At 71.8% G+C, this 17,870-nt stretch carries 21 protein-coding genes; 9 read left to right on the top strand and 12 right to left on the bottom strand.

The features are described from left to right. Positions 1-17: 17 nt before the first annotated feature. The 9 genes from IEY69_RS13105 to IEY69_RS13065 all read right to left on the bottom strand — a co-directional run bounded on the left by IEY69_RS13105 (position 18) and on the right by IEY69_RS13065 (position 7,800). Positions 18-404, bottom strand: coding sequence for a 2Fe-2S iron-sulfur cluster-binding protein (locus IEY69_RS13105; RefSeq protein ID WP_189073608.1), 387 nt, complete (start codon positions 402-404; stop codon positions 18-20). Between the two features lie 37 nt (positions 405-441). Continuing rightward, a complete protein-coding gene (locus IEY69_RS13100) occupies positions 442-2,097 on the bottom strand; it encodes an adenine deaminase (protein ID WP_189073607.1) in 1,656 nt (551 codons plus the stop codon). A gap of 31 nt (positions 2,098-2,128) precedes the next feature. Further along, a complete protein-coding gene (locus IEY69_RS13095) occupies positions 2,129-2,959 on the bottom strand; it encodes a hypothetical protein (RefSeq protein WP_189073606.1) in 831 nt (276 codons plus the stop codon). Positions 2,960-2,990: 31 nt separating this feature from the next. Next, on the bottom strand, positions 2,991-3,212 hold the full coding sequence (locus tag IEY69_RS13090) for a hypothetical protein (RefSeq protein WP_189073605.1): 222 nt from the start codon (positions 3,210-3,212) through the stop codon (positions 2,991-2,993). A gap of 191 nt (positions 3,213-3,403) precedes the next feature. Then, the gene (locus IEY69_RS13085; RefSeq protein ID WP_189073604.1) at positions 3,404-4,159 is read right to left on the bottom strand and encodes a PulJ/GspJ family protein; all 756 of its coding nucleotides are present in this window, start codon (positions 4,157-4,159) and stop codon (positions 3,404-3,406) included. After that, the gene (locus IEY69_RS13080) at positions 4,156-4,563 is read right to left on the bottom strand and encodes a PulJ/GspJ family protein (protein ID WP_189073603.1); all 408 of its coding nucleotides are present in this window, start codon (positions 4,561-4,563) and stop codon (positions 4,156-4,158) included. The genes IEY69_RS13085 and IEY69_RS13080 overlap by 4 nt, the downstream gene beginning before the upstream one ends. Then, positions 4,560-5,033, bottom strand: a complete 474-nt coding sequence (locus IEY69_RS13075; RefSeq protein WP_189073602.1) for a pilus assembly FimT family protein — start codon at positions 5,031-5,033, stop codon at positions 4,560-4,562. The genes IEY69_RS13080 and IEY69_RS13075 overlap by 4 nt, the downstream gene beginning before the upstream one ends. Next, positions 5,030-6,637, bottom strand: a complete 1,608-nt coding sequence (locus IEY69_RS13070; protein ID WP_189073601.1) for a pilus assembly PilX N-terminal domain-containing protein — start codon at positions 6,635-6,637, stop codon at positions 5,030-5,032. The genes IEY69_RS13075 and IEY69_RS13070 overlap by 4 nt, the downstream gene beginning before the upstream one ends. Before the next feature lie 92 nt (positions 6,638-6,729). Then, complete coding sequence (locus tag IEY69_RS13065; protein ID WP_229783944.1) at positions 6,730-7,800, bottom strand: C39 family peptidase; 1,071 nt, start codon at positions 7,798-7,800, stop codon at positions 6,730-6,732. Positions 7,801-7,909: 109 nt separating this feature from the next. On the opposite strand from IEY69_RS13065, the gene IEY69_RS13060 reads away from it, so the two are divergent. Genes IEY69_RS13060 through IEY69_RS13050 form a run of 3 tightly spaced genes read left to right on the top strand, consistent with a single transcriptional unit; the run spans position 7,910 to position 9,738 of the window. Next, entirely contained in the window at positions 7,910-8,827 is a 918-nt protein-coding gene (locus IEY69_RS13060) for a P1 family peptidase (protein ID WP_189073600.1), read from the top strand. 9 nt (positions 8,828-8,836) lie between these two features. After that, on the top strand, positions 8,837-9,286 hold the full coding sequence (locus IEY69_RS13055) for an NUDIX domain-containing protein (RefSeq protein WP_189073599.1): 450 nt from the start codon (positions 8,837-8,839) through the stop codon (positions 9,284-9,286). Next, positions 9,283-9,738 (top strand): NUDIX hydrolase, encoded by a 456-nt coding sequence (locus tag IEY69_RS13050; RefSeq protein ID WP_229783943.1) that lies wholly within the window; start codon positions 9,283-9,285, stop codon positions 9,736-9,738. The genes IEY69_RS13055 and IEY69_RS13050 overlap by 4 nt, the downstream gene beginning before the upstream one ends. On the opposite strand, the gene IEY69_RS13045 is transcribed toward IEY69_RS13050, so the two are convergent. After that, positions 9,735-10,457, bottom strand: coding sequence for a GNAT family N-acetyltransferase (locus tag IEY69_RS13045; protein WP_189073598.1), 723 nt, complete (start codon positions 10,455-10,457; stop codon positions 9,735-9,737). The two genes, IEY69_RS13050 and IEY69_RS13045, sit on opposite strands and share 4 nt — an antisense overlap. 108 nt (positions 10,458-10,565) lie before the next feature. Between IEY69_RS13045 and IEY69_RS13040 the strand changes: the two genes are divergently transcribed. The 6 genes from IEY69_RS13040 to IEY69_RS13015 all read left to right on the top strand — a co-directional run bounded on the left by IEY69_RS13040 (position 10,566) and on the right by IEY69_RS13015 (position 15,609). After that, positions 10,566-10,847: a hypothetical protein gene (locus tag IEY69_RS13040; RefSeq protein WP_189073597.1), complete on the top strand. Its 282-nt coding sequence runs from the start codon at positions 10,566-10,568 to the stop codon at positions 10,845-10,847. Between the two features lie 101 nt (positions 10,848-10,948). Continuing rightward, entirely contained in the window at positions 10,949-12,463 is a 1,515-nt protein-coding gene (gene cobA / locus IEY69_RS13035) for a uroporphyrinogen-III C-methyltransferase (RefSeq protein WP_189073596.1), read from the top strand. A 139-nt stretch (positions 12,464-12,602) separates the two neighbouring features. After that, the gene (locus IEY69_RS13030) at positions 12,603-13,160 is read left to right on the top strand and encodes a precorrin-2 dehydrogenase/sirohydrochlorin ferrochelatase family protein (protein WP_229783942.1); all 558 of its coding nucleotides are present in this window, start codon (positions 12,603-12,605) and stop codon (positions 13,158-13,160) included. Then, positions 13,157-14,248, top strand: coding sequence for a glutamyl-tRNA reductase (gene hemA, locus IEY69_RS13025; protein WP_189073594.1), 1,092 nt, complete (start codon positions 13,157-13,159; stop codon positions 14,246-14,248). Before IEY69_RS13030 ends, hemA begins: the two co-directional genes overlap by 4 nt. 85 nt (positions 14,249-14,333) lie before the next feature. Next, positions 14,334-15,209, top strand: a complete 876-nt coding sequence (gene ygfZ / locus IEY69_RS13020; RefSeq protein WP_189073593.1) for a CAF17-like 4Fe-4S cluster assembly/insertion protein YgfZ — start codon at positions 14,334-14,336, stop codon at positions 15,207-15,209. Continuing rightward, entirely contained in the window at positions 15,202-15,609 is a 408-nt protein-coding gene (locus IEY69_RS13015) for a hypothetical protein (protein WP_189073592.1), read from the top strand. Before ygfZ ends, IEY69_RS13015 begins: the two co-directional genes overlap by 8 nt. Before the next feature lie 66 nt (positions 15,610-15,675). On the opposite strand, the gene IEY69_RS13010 is transcribed toward IEY69_RS13015, so the two are convergent. Both IEY69_RS13010 and IEY69_RS13005 read right to left on the bottom strand, forming a co-directional pair. Next, positions 15,676-16,698 (bottom strand): ABC transporter permease, encoded by a 1,023-nt coding sequence (locus IEY69_RS13010; protein ID WP_189073591.1) that lies wholly within the window; start codon positions 16,696-16,698, stop codon positions 15,676-15,678. A 31-nt stretch (positions 16,699-16,729) separates the two neighbouring features. Next, on the bottom strand, positions 16,730-17,752 hold the full coding sequence (locus IEY69_RS13005; protein WP_189073590.1) for an ABC transporter permease: 1,023 nt from the start codon (positions 17,750-17,752) through the stop codon (positions 16,730-16,732). Positions 17,753-17,870 lie beyond the last annotated feature (118 nt).

Below are 17,870 nucleotides of genomic sequence, written 5' to 3'. Positions count from 1 at the left end.
GGTGCCCGGCCCCTGGATCAGCCCTCGGTGGACGCGCCGGGGCGGGTGGTCCAGATCGGCTCGGGCTCGATCTGCTCCGCGGGGGCCTTGCCGGGCTCCAGGCCGCTGCTGCTGGCGGTCTGCAGCGGCGTGACGCTCATGCCCGCCGTGCACTCGATCTGGCAGGACAACCTCGCCTCGCCCAGCAGGCCCTTCTCGGTCAGCTTGTCGAACTCGGCGGCGGTCATGGCGTCCGGCTCGCCCTCCTGGAAGCTCACGCGGCACGTCGTGCAGCGCGCCACGCCCCCGCAGCGGTGCAGGACATCCACCCCGCCGCGCTCCAGCGCCAGCACCAGCCGTTCGCCCTCGTGCGCCTGGATCTCCCCGAAGCCCTGCACCTGCACCGTCACGTTCCCTTGAGTCATGCGCACCAGCATGCCACGCCGGGTGCCGGGGCGCAGGTCAGCGCGCCAGCAGCCGCCACGCCGCAACGTCCAGCAGGCCGCGCGGCGTGAGCTTCAGTGCGGGGATGACCGTCAGGCCCAGGAACGCCAGGGTGGTGACCGGGTACGGCAGCACGCAGCCGTGCGCGCGGCACGCGGCCGTCACGCGTCCCAGCGCCTCCGCTGCCTGCGCGGGGGGCAGGTCCGTCATCAGGCCCGCGAACGGCAGGGGCAGCTGCGCGCGGACCTCGCCGCCCGACACGAGCACGATCCCGCCGCCCAGCGCCTCCAGGGCCCGGCCCGCCGCGCGCACGTCGTCGTCCGTGCCGCCCAGGAACGCCGCGTGGTGCGCGTCGTGCAGCACGCTGATGCCCAGCGTCGCGCCGCGCAGCCCGGTGCCGGACGTCCAGCAGGCCGACCACTCGCCGCGCCCGTAGCGGTCCGCGACGACCAGCCGCGCGTCCCCGCTGCCCGGCGCGCCCACCCCGGTCGTGATCTGATCCGCGCTGACCTGCATGACCGGCCAGTGGGCGGGGACCTCGAAGGTCGCCGCCGCCCACCCGGCCCCCAGGTTCACGCCGCCGCCCGGCAGGGGAGGGGTGACGGAACCCGCGCGGGCCTCCTGACCGCCCACGAAGGTCTCCAGCACCTCGAAGTCCTGCAGGTCGCGCAGCAGCACGAAGTCCGCGTGGTACCCCGGCGCGACCAGACCCACGTCGTGCAGGCCCCAGTACTCGGCCGGGTTGCAGGTGACCAGCGCAAGCGCGTCCGCCGGGTGCAGCCTGCCCGCGACGCACAGGCGCAGCAGGCGGTCCAGGTGCCCCAGTTCCAGGAGTTCGTCCACGCTGACGTCGTCACTGACCAGCATCGCGCGGCGCGGGCGGTCGCGCAGCACCGGCAGCAGCGCGGCGAGGTTCCGCGCCGCCGAGCCCTCACGGACCATCAGCCACAGCCCGGCGCGCAGGCGCTCGCGGGCCTCCTCGGGCGTCGTCGCCTCGTGATCCGAGTGCAGCCCGGCCGCCGCGTAGCCCATCAGGTCGCGGCCCCGCACGCCCGACGCGTGCCCGTCCAGCCGCAGGCCCGACGCCCGACCGGCCTCCAGCACGTCCCACACGCCCTGATCGCCGCCCAGCACGCCCGGGTAGTTCATCATCTCCGCGAGGCCCAGCACGCCCGGCACGCGCAGCATCCGCGCCGTCTCCTCGGCGCCGATCACCGCGCCCCCCCGCTCGAACGCACTGGCGGGCACGCACGACGGCGCCGACGCCCACACCCGCAGCCCCGACGACCGGCCCGCCGCGAGCATCCACTCCAGGCCCCCCGCGCCCAGGACGTTCACCAGCTCGTGCGGTTCGGCCACCACCCCGGTCGTGCCGCGCGTCAGCACCGCCCCCGCGAAGCCCGCCGGAGTCAGCAGACTCGACTCGATGTGCACGTGCCCGTCGATGAACCCCGGCGCCAGAAACGCCCCGCGCGCCTCCACCACCCTCTCCGCCTGGAACCCGCCGCCCAGCGCCGCCACGCGCCCATCCGCGACCAGCACGTCCGCTTCGAACACCTCGCGCGTGGCAGGCTGCACCACCCGCGCGCCGCGCACCAGCAGGTCCCCCCGCTCCTCGCCGCGCGCCACGCGCACCAGACGACGCCGATCCAGCCCTTCACCGGTTCCAACCATGACGCAGTGTAGAGAAGCCGCGCGGGTCCGCCTAGCCCGGCCGCTCCGGCGGGCCCTTGAAGCCGTGCAGCAGCGACCCGCGTTCCTCCAGCGCCCGCGCGAACAGCGCCTGCTGAAACGCCCGCGCGTCGTTCACCCCAGTGGCCTGCACGGACGCCGCCTGCACCCGCGCCTTATCCGGCTTCGGAATGGGCGACAGCGTCCCGAACCGCCGCGCGCGGAACATCCCCGGATGCTCCTCGAACACCACCGTCACCCCGTCCGGCAGGCCCCGCACATGCGCCGCGAACGCCTGCTCCTGCACCAGCTCCGCGTGCGCCGTGCTGCCCCCCAGGTCCGTCAGCAGCCGGTCGATCAGCGTGAACACGCCCGCCGCATACGCGTCCACCTCCGCCCGCGTCGGCAGCGCGCCGCGGTGAATCACGCGGTTGCGGAAATCCGTCCCCAGCCCCTTCGGCGTCAGGAAGTCCGGCTCGCGACCCTCGCGCAGCAGGTACGCCAGCGCGAACATACCCAGCTGCCGCTCGGACTGACTCGACACGTGCCGCCACGTGCCCTCCAGCGCCGCCAGCGCCTCCTCGAAAGACCCATCTCGCCCGGCGGCCTGCTCCAGCGCGAACGCCCGCACGTAGAACTCGAAGAACCGCTCCAGCGCCGCCGCGAAACTCGCCACCGCCTCACGCGCGTACCCGTCCATCAGCGCCCGCGTGCCCAGATCGAACAGCACCTCGAACTTCTGCTTGCGCACCAGCACGCAGTACCGCGCGCCGCACCGCGCGCAGCGCAGGTCATGTACGCTGCTGTCCGCGAACTCCGCGCGGTTCACATGCGCGCACTGCGGGCACGTCGTCGGGAAATCCATACCCCGAGCATAGAGCCCCACCGCGAGACAATCACAGCAGCTTCACGAAGACCAGAGCGGTCACCGCCCACGACCAGAACCACTCCGGGGTGAACAACCCGACACCCGCACGAGCCAACGCCACGCCCGCCAGATCAAGAAGCACGTCCAGCAGATCCACCCACAGGCTCAGGATGAACCCCGACAGGACCAGCAGCAGGTCCAGACGAAGGAAGCGGCGTGAGGCGGCCCTCAGCCTGACGTCCCGGCTCACCCCTGAAGCGGGCGGAGCGAGTCCGTGAGACAGACAGCGCTTGAGAGTGGAGTCCTGGGGCGTGGCGTTGACTCCTCAACGAATCTGAATACCGCCGCCTGTCCTCACAGCGGTTTCCAGTTCCATTGAAGGGCCAACACTACGCCCTTCAATACTCCTGAATTCTGCTGTCACAGCCCCGCCCGCGGCTGTCAGGGAACGTTCCGCGCACGGACGTTCAGCGCGTAGGCCTGCGTGGGCGGCAGGGTCGTCACGCGCCCACCGGCCTGTTGACGGAACTGCACCCGCAGCGTGACGGATCTCGTGGTGCTGTCCCAGCTGAACGGCGCTCCGCCGCCCGGCAGTTGGTCGGCTGGCGTCAGGTAGTCCGACACGAGGTACGGATTGAACCCGCCCAATGAGGTCAGCCCGGCGAGGTCGCGCATGGCCGCGCAACCCGGCCCGCTGGCCGTCTCGAACGTCTCCCCAGCGGCAGGTACGCAGTTCACGGGTGTGGTGGCGGAGTCCCCGCTGCGATACTCGCGCAGCACCTGCACGTTGCTCTCCGCCCAGGCGTCCGGCACCTTGTCCAGTGTGACCTCCGACCGGGGCTGCATGCGGTACACGTACAGGACGTACTTCGTGACGACTCCCGTCGTCGGGCTGGCGTCGGGCAGTACCACGGCCAGGCACGGCTGCGTGGCCGAGCAGGCGTTCCCACCGCCGGAATTCACGGTCAGGCCAGAGGTCGCCACGCGCACGCGCAGCGCGGCGCGCACCCGGTCGCCCACGTAGCCGGTCAGGTCGTTCAGTTCACTCAGACCGCGCCCGGTGGCGTTGGTCCGAGTGGTGATGTTCAGGGTGCTGGTCTGCCAGTTCGTGATGAGCACCAGCACCACTCCCATGATCGCCAGGGCAATCAGGATCTCGATCAGGGTCAGGCCCTCACGCCCCGCAGTTCCCCTCATGACGCGGGCCGCCCGACATCCAGCGTGAACGTGTACGTGGGCTGCCCACTCCCCTCGCAGGTCAGCGTGACGCGCCGCACCTGAGGCGAACCGGTCAGGGTCACCCAGGTCGGCACGGGGTTCGACTGCGTGGGCGTGCAAGTCAGGCCGCCCATCAGACTGGTGTCCGGGGCGGCCGGCAGCACGCCGGCATCGAACGCCGCGCGCGTGCTGAGATTGGTCCGCACCGACTCCATGAACGCCTTGGCGGCCACCGTCACCGCCTGATCGTTCTGATTGCTGCGGTTGACCTTGAACAGTGTGGGCAGCGAGCCCAGCACCGCGACCGACAGCACCGTGAAGATCGCCAGGGCCACCAGCACCTCGATCAGGGTCAGACCCGCCGCCGCAGAATTCCGTTTCATTGCACGATCACCTTCCCGAAGATGCCGGTCACGCGGACCGTCCGCTGCACGCCGGGCGTCGCGGCCCAGAACACGGTGAATTCCGCTGCCGCCGCGTCGGTCGAACCGTAGGGCGCCCGGAACTGCAGACTGTTCACGCCGCTGCTCAGGCTGGCCTGCACGCCGGCTGGCAGCGGCAGCACGCGCGTGGTGGGCGTGCCACTGCACGCGCTGGTGGCGTAGGTCTTGAGGGTCAGTGAGGGACTGGCCGTGCCCACGGTCAGACTGACGTCCTGGCAGGCGTTCAGTCGTTTGGCGCCGGTGCGGGCGGCGCCCACGGCCTGCGTGAACACCTGCGTGCCCTCCAGGACAGCGCTGCTGGCCCGCCAGCGCTGGAATCCGCCGAAACCCACGGCGGCCAGGATGCCCACGATGGCGATCACGATCAGCAGTTCCAGCAGCGTGAAACCGGCGGCCGGGCTCCCCCTCACCGCTGCCTCCAGGTGCCCTGCGTTTCCGAGGTGTTCCAGCCGCCCTGCGACGTCAGCAGCCACTGGCGTAACTTCACGGCATCGAACTTCACGGTCAGGTTGCCGGTGATGTCGGTGGTGGCGTCCTCCGACGTGAGGCCCTCGATGGGGCCGCCGCGCACGGCGATCGCGCCGTTGACGGTCAGGGAACCGTTGAACTTGCCGCCCTGGTTGCCCCGGAAGTAGATGAAGCCGTTGAAGGTGGTGTGGCCGTTGACATTGGAGCTGATGTCGCCGTCCACGATCAGCACGCCGCTGGAGGTGGTGTTCTTCAGGGCGGCGTCGAAATCCTGCGCGCGGATGCGGCGCACGGCGTTCGTCATGGGAGGGAACGACCCGGACGCATCGGGCAGGGTGAGGGGCACGCGGTCATCGAGCTGCGCGTCGGTCAGGCCCATGATCTGCTGGGTGAAGAACGCCTCAGCGCTGCTGCTGTTCAGCAGGGGATCATCGGCGCCCTCGCAGCTCACGGCTTTCTTCGCGGTCTCGGTGCAGTCCTTCCCGCCGTCCATTGTGAAGTTGTCCAGTGAATTGTCGTTGGTTTTCACGCTGATGCCCTGTGCGCTGCGCATGGCGGCCACGTCCCGGAGAATGGGGGTGCCTTCCGGGATGGCGGCGGGCTGCCCGGAAATCCAGTCGAGGGTCAGCTGATCGGGCGTGCTGCCGCTGCCGCTGATCTGCGTGACCTTCGCGGTGTAGGTCCCGACCGTGACCGTCTCCCCGACCGTGAAGTCCGAGGCGTTCGAAACCTGCTGCGTCAGCGGATCGGTGACGCTGGTGGTGGTCTTCGCGGCGGCATTGAGCATCAGGTCCACCTCCGTTCCTGCGGCGTAGGCCGCCGCGCTGCTCAGGCTGGCGGGCACGCTGGTCAGCGTGACCTGACTGCCGGCGACGCTGTCGACGCGGAACGTTCGCCCGGCAGCGCCGGGGGGAATCTGCACGTAGTCGCCCGCGATCAGGCCGCTGGAGTCGGAGACGGTGACGGTCACCTGACTGGCGCCGACCGAAGCGTTCAGGCCGCTCCCGGCCAGTGTGGTGACGGTGCCGCGGTTGGCCTGACCGCTGATCAGGGCGCTGCCGTTGGCGTTGATCTGCGGCAGGGACGTCAGGGCTGCCCGGACGCGCAGGCCGGCCGGCAGGGACACGGAGGTCAGCCGGTAGTCCTGCAGGGCCACCTTGACGGCGTTGCCGGTGGCTCCGCGCGCCTCGGCCGTGAAGCGGCCGGCGTCGAGTGCCGTGAAGGTCATGGTGGGGAAGAGACTGGCCTCCGGCTGGCTGGCCAGGCCGTCCAGCCAGGTCTGCAGCTGCGCCTTGGTGGTGCCGGTGTAGGGCGTGGTGGTCAGGCGGCGATTGACGCGGACCATCACGGTGTTCAGTCCGCTCTCTGCGGACAGCAGGGCCTGGTAGGCGCGCCGCTCCTCCGCGCCGCCGCTGCGGGAGCCAGTTACCAGCGTGGCGGTGGTGCTGACGATGATCAGCAGCACGATGCCCGTGAACAGGAGGGTCACGACCAGCGCCACGCCACGGTCGTGCCCGTCGAGTCGTCTTCCGCGCGCAGGGTTCATACCACACGGTAAGTCGGGCGCCGTGAAGAAAACACCACACATTGGGCACCGTTCCCCCGTTCAGGTGTGCGCCCGGTCAGGAGGAGGTGGGCTCAGCGGGGCGTGATCAGGTACGCGACGCCGCCGGAGTGGCCCAGCCACAGGCGCTCGAACGCGGCGCGCGGGTACGTGCGGCGGACGAGGGCGTCGCTGGGCGCGGCGGGGTCGTTCAGGACCGGGTTGCCCTGCGGGTCGAAGCCGGTCAGGACCATCAGGTGCCCGCCCGACGTGGGCAGCGGTGCGCCCGGCAGTTCCCCGGCCTTCCAGCCGAGGCTGACGGCCAGCGGGGTGCCCTGCGCGGTGAAGGTCTCGGCGGCGGCGAGGCTGGGCAGGCGCAGCACCACTGACCGCATGCCGCGCGCCCCGGCGTACGCGGCGTTGAACGCCCAGTTGCCGGTCCCGTCGTACGCGCGGTCGAAGGTGCCGCGCGCCGCGTCGGGCACCGTGACGTTCACGCCGTGCTTCGCCAGGATCATCGAGACGCTGGTGGGACTGCACCAGACCTCCCCGCCGTCCGGGTACAGCATCTGGGACCGCTGCGGCACCCGGACCTCCTTGCCCCACGCGGCGCGGTTGCCGGGTGCGCCCAGCGCCTCGCTGCGGCGGGCGCGGTCACTGGTGTTCAGCGCCACGAGCTGCACGCCGGTCCCGGCGCCGCGCAGAGTCACGCGGTATTGCACGGCGCTGGCCTTGGCGGTCAGGCGCAGCGTGTCGGTCAGGACCTGCCCGGCGCGGTCCTTCTGCCCGTCCAGGCTGGCGCGGTCCCCGGCGTCGCTCCAGGTGCCGAAACTGAACCAGCGGGTCCAGCCCCCCGCGTTCTGCGCGCGGACCTCCACGCTGACGCTGCCGCGAGCGGGCGTCACGGCGTTCCACGAGGGAATCAGTTCGTCGAAGGCGGGCACGCGGATCGGTGCGGACGTCCAGGTGCCGCTCGTCGCGCCCGGCGCGAGGCTCAGGCCCGCCGCCCCGGCGAGCGCGCCGCGTCCCTCGCCGCCAGCCCAGTCGCCGGGCTGCTCGTGGATGGTGGTGGTGGAGTTCGGGTACGTCATCGTCAGGGCCTCCGCGCCCGGCGCGAGCAGGGACGCTGAAAGAACGAGGGCCGGCAGGAGGGAGCCGCGTTTCATGTGTGCCCCGGATGATGCCGTCTGCGCCGCGTGCTGTGGTGAGGAGTCCGGCCGTGAGTGTCCCGGCCGTGGGTGGCGCGGTGGCGGGCGGAGGTGCTGGAATGCCCGCATGACCCCGAACCTCACCCTGACCGGTATCCCTGGCGTGCGCGTGGGCCACTGGACGCACGAGGAGGCCCGCACGGGCTGCACCGCGATCCTGCTGCCCCCGGCGGGCGCGGTGGCGTCCGCGTCGTTCCTGGGCCCCAGCCCCGGCACGCGCGAGGGCGTGCTGCTCGCCCCGGAGAAGAAGGTCGAACGCATTCACGCGCTGCTCCTGACGGGCGGGAGTGCCTTCGGGCTCGCGGCGGCGTCGGGCGTGGTGCGGGTGCTGGAGGAACGAGGCGTGGGGCACGAGACGCCCTGGGCGCGCGTGCCGATCGTGCCCGCCGCCGTGATCTACGACCTGGGCGTGGGCCGCGCGGACATCCGCCCCGGCGACGCCGAGGGAGAACAGGCGGCCCGCGCGGCCAGCAGTGACCCGGTGCCGCGCGGGCTGGTCGGGGCGGGCACCGGGGCGACCGCCGGGAAGTACCTGGGCCGGGGTGCCGTGCCGGGCGGGTTGGGCAGCGTCCTGCTGGAACGCCACGGGGTGCGGGTGGGGGCGCTGGCCGTTGTGAACCCCATCGGGGACGTGCTGGACGAGCGGGGCGGCGTGCTGGCCGGGCCGGGTGTCGGGCCGGGCGCGGCGGCGTTCACGCCGGGCGACGCGGAGAACACCACGCTCGTCGCGGTCGTCACCGAGCACGCCCTGAGCAAGGCCGAGTGCCGTCGGCTGGCGGACGCGGCGCAGGCGGCCCTGGCGCGCGTCATTCACCCCAGTCACACCTTCTGGGACGGGGACAGCGCGTTCATGGTCAGCACGGGGGCGCTTCCGGCGGCCGACCCCATGCTGCTGGGCGCCCTGGTGCAGGAGGCGGTGTGCGCGGCGGTGCGGGACGCGGTGCGCTGCTCGAATCCAGCCTCGCCTGAACAGCATGGTGTGTAACACGCTCACATGAGCAGAGATGGCTGCATTTGCGACCTGCACGCGCTGATCGGTCCGCGCCCCAGCAACCTGATCGGCGTCGCCGCGCTGATCACCGATCCGCACGGGCACCTGCTGCTCGCGCGGCGCGTGAACGCCGACCGCTGGGGCCTCATCGCGGGCCTCAGTGAACTGGGCGAATCACCGGACGCCACCCTGCGCCGCGAGGTCCACGAGGAGAGCCGCCTGACCGTCACCGACGCCCGGCTGATCGACCTGCTCGGCCCCGCGCAGCTCAGCGAGGCCCCGAACGGCGACCAGTTCTACGCGTACACCGCCGCGTACCGCGTGACCGGCTGGCACGGCACCCCGCAGCCCGACGGGCACGAACTCGCCGACCTGCGTTTCTTCCCCCGCGCCGACCTCCCTCACCTGCCGCTGACCGGCCTGGGCCACGCCGCACTCGCGTGGACCGCGTGACGTACATCCGCGACCTGCGCGCACGCACCGGCCCGATGCCGCTGATCCTTTCCGGTGTGTGCGCGCTGCTCCTGCATGGCGAGGAGGTCCTGCTGCAACGGCGCGGTGACACCGGCGGGTGGGGCACGCCCGGCGGCCTGAGCGAACCCGGCGAGTCCCTGGAGGACACCCTGCGCCGTGAGGTCCAAGAGGAGACTGGCCTGACCGTGCTAGACCCCCTCCTGTTCACGGTGGTCAGCGGGCCGGACACCTTCGTGCGCCTGCCGAACGGGGACGAGTTCTATCAGGTGTCCGCCGCGTACGTGGTGCGCCGCTGGGAGGGCGTGCCCCGCGCGGACGGGCTGAAGGGCCTCGAATTGCGCTTCTGGTCGCTGGACGCCCTGCCGGATGGTCTGGGTCCAGTGGACCGCGCCGCGCTGGCGCAGCTGCGGACCTGCGTGGGCGTGCGCTAACTGTTCCGCGTGAAGGTCAGGCGCAGGGTGGTCAGCCGGAATCCGGCGCGCCGGATGTTGCGTTCGCTGGCGCTGCCGGGCGTGGCGAACACGCTGGCCAGCTCTGCGCCCTGAGCGTGGGCTGCGTGCAGGCGCGCGGCGAGCAGCGCGGTCTGCGCGCCCAGACCCCGGCGGCCGGGCAGGGTGGAGGTGCCGAACAGCGCCGCGACGCCTTCTGTCAGGCCCAGCGCGGCGGTTCCGGCAACCTGCCCGTCCACGTGCGCCTGATACAGCTGCGTGCCGGGCAGGTGCGCCACGACCCGCATGATGGGCTCGCTGCCGGGACCGAAACCAAGCGCGGAGTGTGCCGCCCAGCCGTCCGGATCGTCGCTGCGGCGCACGTCCAGGGTGGGGGCCGGGGGGAGGTCGCGCAGGTCGTGCGTGTAGGCGTGCAGCACGTACGTCAGGGCGTACCCGCGCGCGGTCAGCAGCGGCAGGGCCTCGTTCACGCTGGGGGCGAGGAGGTGCAGCGTGGCGGGCGCGCCGTGCGCGGTACTGAACGCCTCGAAGGCCAGCAGGTCCGCTTCCGTGAGAGGCGCGCTGCCGTCGTGCCACGCGCTGTTCAACGGCAGGTCCGGGCCGTGGTACGCAGCGACCAGCGGGCCGAATCGTTCGCGGGTGCCGCCCCGGCCGTGGGCGGCGGCCTCGGCGTGGGCCAGTCGGGTGGCGGGGTCGCTCATGAGGGCCAGCCTAGCGCCTGACAGTGCGGCGCTGGGGCAACGTTAGGCCGCCCTTGACCTTGTGTGACATCGCCCCGTTGCCGGGCGGATGCGGGACAAGGATGAGGCATGATCGCCTTCCACCCCCACCTGTTTGTCCGGATCGTGGAACTCGGCGGGCCGCGCGCGCCGACGCCCCTGCCCCTGTCGAGCGGCTTCAACGAGGGCCGCGCATACCGCGTGGTGGGCGTGTACAACCCGTCCGAGACGTCGGACGCGTACTTCATCCTCCCGAACGACCGGGACGAGCTGTGGTTCATCTGCCAGCGGCACCTGCGCTTCGCGGGCCTGCACGACACGACCGCGCATCACCTCAACCTGCCGGACGTGCACGCGACCGCCGCCGACTGACCGCCGCCGACGGACCGGGGGCGCTGCATGGGAGGCGCTGCATAGAAGTGGATTAAACGGGTCGGCTATCGGGCGCCTCGGGGGCCGTTACCCTGGGGCGCATGACTGCGCCTGCCTCCTCCCGTGCGTTCGTGTCCCTGGTCGGGGCGGGTCCCGGCGACGCCGGACTGCTGACCCTGCGTGGCCGCGAGGCGCTGGAACAGGCCGAGGTCGTGCTGTTCGACTACCTCGCCAACCCGGACCTGCTGAGATTCGCCCCGCAGGCCGAGACGATCTACGTGGGGAAGAAGGGCTTCTCGGCGTACATCCGGCAGGAGCAGATCAACGACCTGCTGGTGCGCAGGGCGCTGGGGGACGGTGGGCGGCGCGTGGTGCGCCTGAAGGGCGGGGACGTGTTCGTGTTCGGCCGGGGCGGCGAGGAGGCCGAGGCGTGCGTGCAGGCCGGAATTCCCTTCGAGGTGGTGCCCGGCGTGAGCAGCGCCCTGGCCGTGCCCGCTTACGCCGGGATTCCCGTCACGCACCGCGATCTGGCGCAGTCGTTCGCGGTCCTGACCGGGAACACCCGGGGCGGCGGCGCGCACTACGGGCGGCTGTCGGGCGTGGACACGCTGGTGCTGCTGATGGGCGTGCGAAACCTCGACCAGATCGCGGCCGATCTGATCGAGGCGGGACGCGCGCCCGGGACGCCCGCCGCGACCATCCAGTGGGGCACCACCCCGCAGCAGCGCAGCGTGACCGGCACCCTGGCGACCATCGCCGCGCGGGTGCGCGAGGCGGGCCTGGAAGCCCCGGCGGTCACGGTGGTGGGGGAGGTGGTGCGCCTGCACGATCCGCTGCAGTGGTTCCAGGCGGCGCACGGGGCGCGCGGGCCGCTGGCGGGGCAGACGGTCGCCGTGACCCGCACCCGCGTGGGCGCCAGCGACCTGTCCGAGCGGCTGCGGGCGCGGGGCGCGAGCGTGCTGGAGGTCCCGCTGATCCGCTTCGCGCCCACCTCGCAGCCGGAGGCGCTGCACGCCCGCCTGGGGGATCTGAGCGGCGTGGCGTGGCTGCTGCTGACCAGCAATCAGGCGGTCGCGGCGCTGTTCGAGCATCTGGACGCGCTGGGTCTGGACGCCCGGCACCTCGCGGGCACGCGGCTGGCGGCGGTCGGCCCCAGCACGGCCCGCTCGCTGGCCGAACGGGGTCTGCGTGCGGACTTCGTGCCGACCGTGGCGGGCGCGCGGCACCTGGGCGCGCAGATTCCCGCCACGCCGGACGGCGGGACGCTGCTGCACCTCACCTCGCAGCTGGCCGAGGATCACTTGGAACGCGCCCTGGCCGCGCGGGGCCTGCCGTACGGGCGGGCGGAACTGTACCGCACCGAACCCGCCCGGCCCGACGACCTGAGCATGGACCGCCTGCGCGGCGCGGCTGTGGTGACGCTGGCGTCCGGCAGCGCGGCGCGGCACCTGGCGGCCCTGGCCGGGACGGACTTCCGCGTGGCGGCGATGGGTGAGCAGACGGCCGACGCGGCGCGCGAGGCGGGCTTCACGCGCGTGACGGTGGCGGCCGTGCCGACGCTGGACGCCCTGGCCGACGCGGCCGAGGCCGCCCTGCGGGTGGGGGATGGGCAATAGGTGCTGACTGATGGGGCCAGCCCCGCCCCCCGCGTTCCGCGCGCAGTGACGGTTCTGGGGTGCAATCGCGTCCCAGTCGTCTTTCTGACCGATCGGTCGGGGACGGCTGCCCCGTGCCCGGCACGCTATGCTGCCGCAGATGAGTTTCCTCCCAGCCTTCCTTGATCTTCGCGGCGTGCGCGTCGTCGTGGTCGGCGGGGGAGAGGTCGCGCTGCGCCGCATCCGCACGCTGCTGGACGCCGGGGCGCAGGTGCAGGTCATCGCGCCCGGGCAGCACCCGGACCTCGCGGCGCTGCCCGTGCAGATCGAGGCCCGCCACTACCGGCGCGGCGACCTGAGCGGCGCGGTGATGGTCGTCGCCGCCACCGGCTCTGCCGACGTGAACGACGCCGTCGTGCGCGACGCCCGCGCGCAGGGTGCCCTGGTGAATGACGCCGGGGACGCCACGCGCGGCAACTGGCGCTTCCCCGCGCAGGCGCAGCGCGCGGGCGTGCAGGTCGCCGTGACCAGCGGGCGGGAACTGCCGCTGCTGGCCCAGGCCCTCGCTGAACGCACCGCAGCCCTGCTGCCCGACGAGGCCACCCTGGACAGCTGGACCGCCCGCCGCGAGGCCGCCCTGACCCAGCCCGACACACAGCGTGCCGCCAGCCTGGACGCCCTGCGCGCCGACATCCGCCAGTCCGTGGGGCTCGCGTGACGCTCTCCTGCCCCACCGCGCACGCCCTGCTGACCCGCACGGGCACGCACGCCCCGCAGGCGCTGGACTTCGTGGTCGTCGGACTGAACCACCAGACCGCCCCCGTCGAGGTCCGCGAACTGGCTGCCGTCCGCGCCGGGCACGAGGGCACCCTGCTCTCGCACCTGTGCGGCTACGCGCAGGAGGTCATGCTGCTCGCCACCTGCAACCGCACCGAGGTGTACATGGCGGGCGTCAGCGGCGACCCGCGCGCCGCCTTCGAGGGCGCCTGGGCGCAGGACCTCGGCGAGCACCTGTACGTCCACACCGGCGAGGCCGCCGTCACGCACCTGTACCGCGTCGCCGCGGGCCTCGACAGCCTCGTCATCGGCGAGACGCAGATCCAGGGGCAGGTCAAACGCGCCTGGATGGACGCCCGCGAACGCGGCCTGACCGGCACCACCCTGAACAAGGTCGCGCAGGGCGCCCTGGCCGCCGGGAAACGCGTCCGTTTCGAGACCGGCATGAGCGACAAGATCGTCAGCGTGTCCAGCGCCGCCGTGGAACTCGCTCAGGCGGCCCTGGGCAGCCTCGCGGGCCGCACCGCGCTGATCATCGGCGCGGGCGAGACCGCCGAACTGACCCTCACGCACCTGCGCGCCGCCGGGGTCGAGGACGTCATCGTCGTGAACCGCACCGTGGAACGCGCCCGGCAGCTCGCCGAGAAACTCGGGGGCCGCCCCTGCGCCGCCGACTACCTCGAAGAGGTCCTGCCCGAGGCCGACGTCCTGATCGCCTCCAGCGGCGCGCCCCACTACGTCCTGGGCGCCGACGGGGTCAACGCCGCGCTGCGTCAGCGGCCGGGCCGCCCGATGTTCCTGATCGACATCAGCGTGCCGCGCATCCTGAACCCCGACATCGCCGGGGTGCCCGGCGCGCACCTGCACAACCTCGACGACCTGACCGGCATCGTCGCCCGCAACATGCAGAGCCGCCGCGCCGCCCTCCCGCACGCGAACGCCATCGTCCGGGACGCCGCCGCCGACCTGAGCCGCTGGCACCTGACCCGGCAGGCCCGGCAGCGCGAACTGGCCCTCGCCAGCGACTGAAGCTCTGGGCCCTGAGCCCACCGTCCCTTCCCGCGTGTCATCCGCGTTCCACATGCGGCGCGCCGCATCCCGTACCCTGGGCGACATGTGGACCCGGATTCCCTCCAGCAGCCTGCGCGTGACCGGCGCGGACCGCGTGGATTTCGTGCACGGTCAGATGACGAACAACCTCCGCGCGGCGCCCACGCCGGGGCTCGTCCCCTGCGCGTTCCTGAACGTGCGTGGGCAGATCGAGCAGTTCGCCCGCGCGTACCGCCGCGAGCAGGACGTGTACCTGCACCTGGACGCCGATCAGGCCGGGGCGCTGGCGGCGCGGCTGCGGCGGTACATCATCTTCGATCAGGTGGAGGTGCAGGACGTCACGGGTGAACTGCGGACCGTGCACGTCTGGCCCGGCACTGACCTGAGCGGCTGGCAGGCGGACGGGGGGGACGCGCAGACCTTCGACCTGGCCGGGAGTACGGTGCTGGCGGGTCGCGTGAACCGCGCGGGCGTGGCGGGCGTGGACCTGCACTACCTCGCCCGGCACGAGGAGGCCGTCCTGGCCGCCCTGTCGGGGACCGAGGTGCCGCTGAGCGAACTGGACGCCGCGCGCGTGCAGGCGGGCATTCCGGACATCACGCGCGACGCCCTGACCGGCACCCTCCCGCAGGAGGTCGGCCTGGACCTCACGGGACCCCTGCCGTCCATCAGTTACCGCAAGGGCTGCTACGTGGGGCAGGAGATCATGGCCCGCCTGGAGGCGCGCGGAAACGCCCGCTACCACCTCGTGCGACTGGACGGCGCCGGACCCTGGGAGGCCGGGGCGGAGATCACGGCGGACGGGAAGGTCGTCGGGCAGGCGGGACTGCACGCGGGGAGCGGCAGCGTGGCGCGCCTGCGCAAGGAACTCCCGGAGGGCGCCGGGGTGCAGGTGGCCGGGCAGCCCGCGACCGTCACGCTGATCCACGCGCATGCTTGAGGCCCTGACCCGCGACCTGCGCGTCGGGGACGCCGCGGGGCACCTCCGCGCCGCGCGGCGTGCCCACCGCCTGGCGTTCCTGACCCTGGCGGCCCCCGGCGTGCCGCTGGGCGCGCTGCTGGCCCTGCTGAAGCCCCTGCGGGTCGAGGGTCTGGCCGCGCAGGTGGGCGTGCTGCTGCTGGTCCTCCTGCTGGCGGGCGTCGCGTGGCACCTGTCGCGCCGCACCGCCCGCGACGAGACGCTGCCCGCCCCGCAGCGCGCCCTTGCGGGCGCCATGCAGGCCGCCACGGCACCGGCGGTGGCCTTCCTGGTCGGGTGCGCGTTCCTGTCCACGCCCCTGTTCGCGGCGCTGCTGTGGACGCTGGCGCTGGCCCTGTTCGTCCTGACCCGTCCCCGCTGACCTGGCGGTCCATCACGAAGAACCCCCCGCTCTGGTCTGCGGGGGGTTCTTCGGGTGAAGGCTGGTTCAGCGGGACTTGGGGTCCAGCGCGTCGCGCAGGCCGTCGCCGAACAGGTTGAACGCGAGGCTGAACAGCACGATGAACACGGCGGGGTACACCAGCACGTACCAGTACTCGGGTTTCAGCCAGGCGCGCGCGGCGTCCACCAGCTGGCCCCATTCGGCGAAGCCGGGTTCGAAGCCCAGACCCAGGAAGGACAGACCTGCGATGCTGAGCGGCACGGTCGCGAGGTCCAGCACGGCGATCGTGAACACGGCGGCGATGCTGTTGGGTACCACGTGTTTCAGGATCAGGCGGCCGTCGCGGGCACCCAGGCCGCGGGCGGCATCAACGTATTCCAGCTGACGGGTGCGCAGCACCTCGCCGCGGATGAGGCGGGCGTACCCGGCCCAGCCGGTGACGCAGGAGGCCACGATGATGGGCAGCGTCGGGTCATAGTCCCCGCCTCCGCTTTGGAAGCGAGCGCGGAGGATGGTCAGGATCACGACCGTCAGGATCAGGGGCGGCAGCGAGAACAGCACATCGATGAACCGCTGGATGAGGTTGTCGATCCAGCCGCCGTAGTAGCCGCTGATCGCGCCGATGACCACGCCGAGCGCCAGGGTGATCGCCACGATGATGAAGGCCATTTTCAGCGCGGTGCGCGTGCCCCAGATCAGACCGTAGTAGATGTTGTAGCCGTTGACGGTGCCGAAGGGCGCCTGCGCGTCAGGTCTGGTGGGCTGCTGCTGGAAGCTCAGGCGTTCCGTGCGGTAGCAGCTGTCGGGCGGCGTGAACACGGCGCGCCAGAAGGCGCCGCCCGCCGGATTGTAGATCTCGTTGGGGGTAGCGATGTTCAGGTCACGCAGGCAGTTGCCGCTGGGCTTGGCGAGCAGCGGCGCGAACAGGGCGACCAAACCGAACAGAATGGTGATGATCAGGCCCGTGATCGCCAGCGGGTTGCGGCGCAGTTTGCGGGTGGCGGGGCTGGTCCAGAACTCCTGGAAGCGGGTGCGTCCCTGGGGTTTGGGGCTGGCGGCAACGGTCATGCGGTCCTCCGGAGCGTGGTGGGGCGGGGCATCAGTCGAACCTCACGCGCGGGTCGATCACGCCGTACAGGATGTCCACGACGGTGCTGACGAGCACCACGATCACGGCGGTCAGCATGGCGAAGCCCAGCACGGCGGCCAGGTCCACGCCGATGGCGGCCTGCACGACCCACTGCCCCACGCCGGGGAACGCGAAGATGGTCTCGGTGATCAGCGAGCCGCCCAGCAGGCCGATGATCAGGAAGCCGCCCAGCGTGACGATGCTCAGCAGGGCGTTGCGGCGGGCGTGCTTGCGGTTGACCACGTTCGGGGACAGGCCCTTGGCGCGGGCGGTGCGCACGTAGTCGCTGGTCAGGGCTTCGAGCATGTTGTTGCGCATGACCTTGATGATGTTGGCGCTCAGGACGATCACCAGCGTCAGGGCAGGGAGGATCATGTGCTGCAGGGCGTCCCAGGCGATGTCCCAGCGGCCGTTCAGCGCGGCGTCCACAGTCAGCAGGCCGGTGTAGGTCTTGATGTCGCCCAGCGCGAAGGTGTTGATGACGTTCAGCTGGCCCGAGCCGGGCAGCCAGCCCAGGTAGGCGTAGAACACCGCCAGCAGCAGGATGCCGACCACGAAACTCGGCAGCGAGTAGCCGAGGACGACGAGCACGCGGAGCAGCTGGTCAATGAATTTGTCTTTGTGCAGAGCGCTCAGCGTGCCCAGCCAGATGCTCAGCAGCAGGATCGGGATGGCCGTGACGATCGTCAGTTCAATGGTGCGCGGCAGGCGCTCCTTGATGGTGGTCACGACATCCTGATTGCTGGCCTTGGAGTAGCCCAGGTCGCCCTTGACGGTGCTGCCCAGCCAGCGGCTGTACTGGACCGGGAAGGGGTCGCGCAGGCCGCGCTGTTCGATGATCTGTTCCAGACGGGCGGCCTGCTGTTCGCTGCGGATGTACGGCGCGGCGCGCTGCTCCGGGGTGAGCAGCTGAGTCAGGCCGACGATCATCAGGGAGAGAACGAGCATCACCACAGGGATCTGGATGAGTCGCTTCACGATGAAGTTGAGCATGAAAGCCTCGGGGTGGGAAAGCTCCCGGTACCGCTGTGGGTGGTCGGGAGGAACGAAGGGAAGGGAGAGAACGAACCTTGGGTTTTGGGTGACGCCTGAGCTGTAGTCCGCTCGCTAG

This window comes from Deinococcus sedimenti (genome assembly GCF_014648135.1).
GTDB classification, from domain to species: domain Bacteria; phylum Deinococcota; class Deinococci; order Deinococcales; family Deinococcaceae; genus Deinococcus; species Deinococcus sedimenti.
Note: the sequence above shows the minus strand (reverse complement) of the source record. Positions and strands in the feature narration are given on the sequence as shown.

What these genes read in the sequence shown, in the direction of transcription:
- IEY69_RS13005 (WP_189073590.1), bottom strand. Translation starts at nt 17,752, where the DNA reads ATGCTCAACTTCATCGTGAAGCGACTCATCCAGATCCCTGTGGTGATG.
- IEY69_RS13065 (WP_229783944.1), bottom strand. Translation starts at nt 7,800, where the DNA reads ATGAAACGCGGCTCCCTCCTGCCGGCCCTCGTTCTTTCAGCGTCCCTG.
- IEY69_RS13015 (WP_189073592.1), top strand. Translation starts at nt 15,202, where the DNA reads ATGCTTGAGGCCCTGACCCGCGACCTGCGCGTCGGGGACGCCGCGGGG.
- IEY69_RS13095 (WP_189073606.1), bottom strand. Translation starts at nt 2,959, where the DNA reads ATGGATTTCCCGACGACGTGCCCGCAGTGCGCGCATGTGAACCGCGCG.
- ygfZ (WP_189073593.1), top strand. Translation starts at nt 14,334, where the DNA reads ATGTGGACCCGGATTCCCTCCAGCAGCCTGCGCGTGACCGGCGCGGAC.
- IEY69_RS13085 (WP_189073604.1), bottom strand. Translation starts at nt 4,159, where the DNA reads ATGAGGGGAACTGCGGGGCGTGAGGGCCTGACCCTGATCGAGATCCTG.
- IEY69_RS13045 (WP_189073598.1), bottom strand. Translation starts at nt 10,457, where the DNA reads ATGAGCGACCCCGCCACCCGACTGGCCCACGCCGAGGCCGCCGCCCAC.
- IEY69_RS13105 (WP_189073608.1), bottom strand. Translation starts at nt 404, where the DNA reads ATGACTCAAGGGAACGTGACGGTGCAGGTGCAGGGCTTCGGGGAGATC.
- IEY69_RS13080 (WP_189073603.1), bottom strand. Translation starts at nt 4,563, where the DNA reads ATGAAACGGAATTCTGCGGCGGCGGGTCTGACCCTGATCGAGGTGCTG.
- IEY69_RS13010 (WP_189073591.1), bottom strand. Translation starts at nt 16,698, where the DNA reads ATGACCGTTGCCGCCAGCCCCAAACCCCAGGGACGCACCCGCTTCCAG.
- IEY69_RS13055 (WP_189073599.1), top strand. Translation starts at nt 8,837, where the DNA reads ATGAGCAGAGATGGCTGCATTTGCGACCTGCACGCGCTGATCGGTCCG.
- cobA (WP_189073596.1), top strand. Translation starts at nt 10,949, where the DNA reads ATGACTGCGCCTGCCTCCTCCCGTGCGTTCGTGTCCCTGGTCGGGGCG.
- IEY69_RS13100 (WP_189073607.1), bottom strand. Translation starts at nt 2,097, where the DNA reads ATGGTTGGAACCGGTGAAGGGCTGGATCGGCGTCGTCTGGTGCGCGTG.
- IEY69_RS13060 (WP_189073600.1), top strand. Translation starts at nt 7,910, where the DNA reads ATGACCCCGAACCTCACCCTGACCGGTATCCCTGGCGTGCGCGTGGGC.
- IEY69_RS13040 (WP_189073597.1), top strand. Translation starts at nt 10,566, where the DNA reads ATGATCGCCTTCCACCCCCACCTGTTTGTCCGGATCGTGGAACTCGGC.
- IEY69_RS13070 (WP_189073601.1), bottom strand. Translation starts at nt 6,637, where the DNA reads ATGAACCCTGCGCGCGGAAGACGACTCGACGGGCACGACCGTGGCGTG.
- IEY69_RS13030 (WP_229783942.1), top strand. Translation starts at nt 12,603, where the DNA reads ATGAGTTTCCTCCCAGCCTTCCTTGATCTTCGCGGCGTGCGCGTCGTC.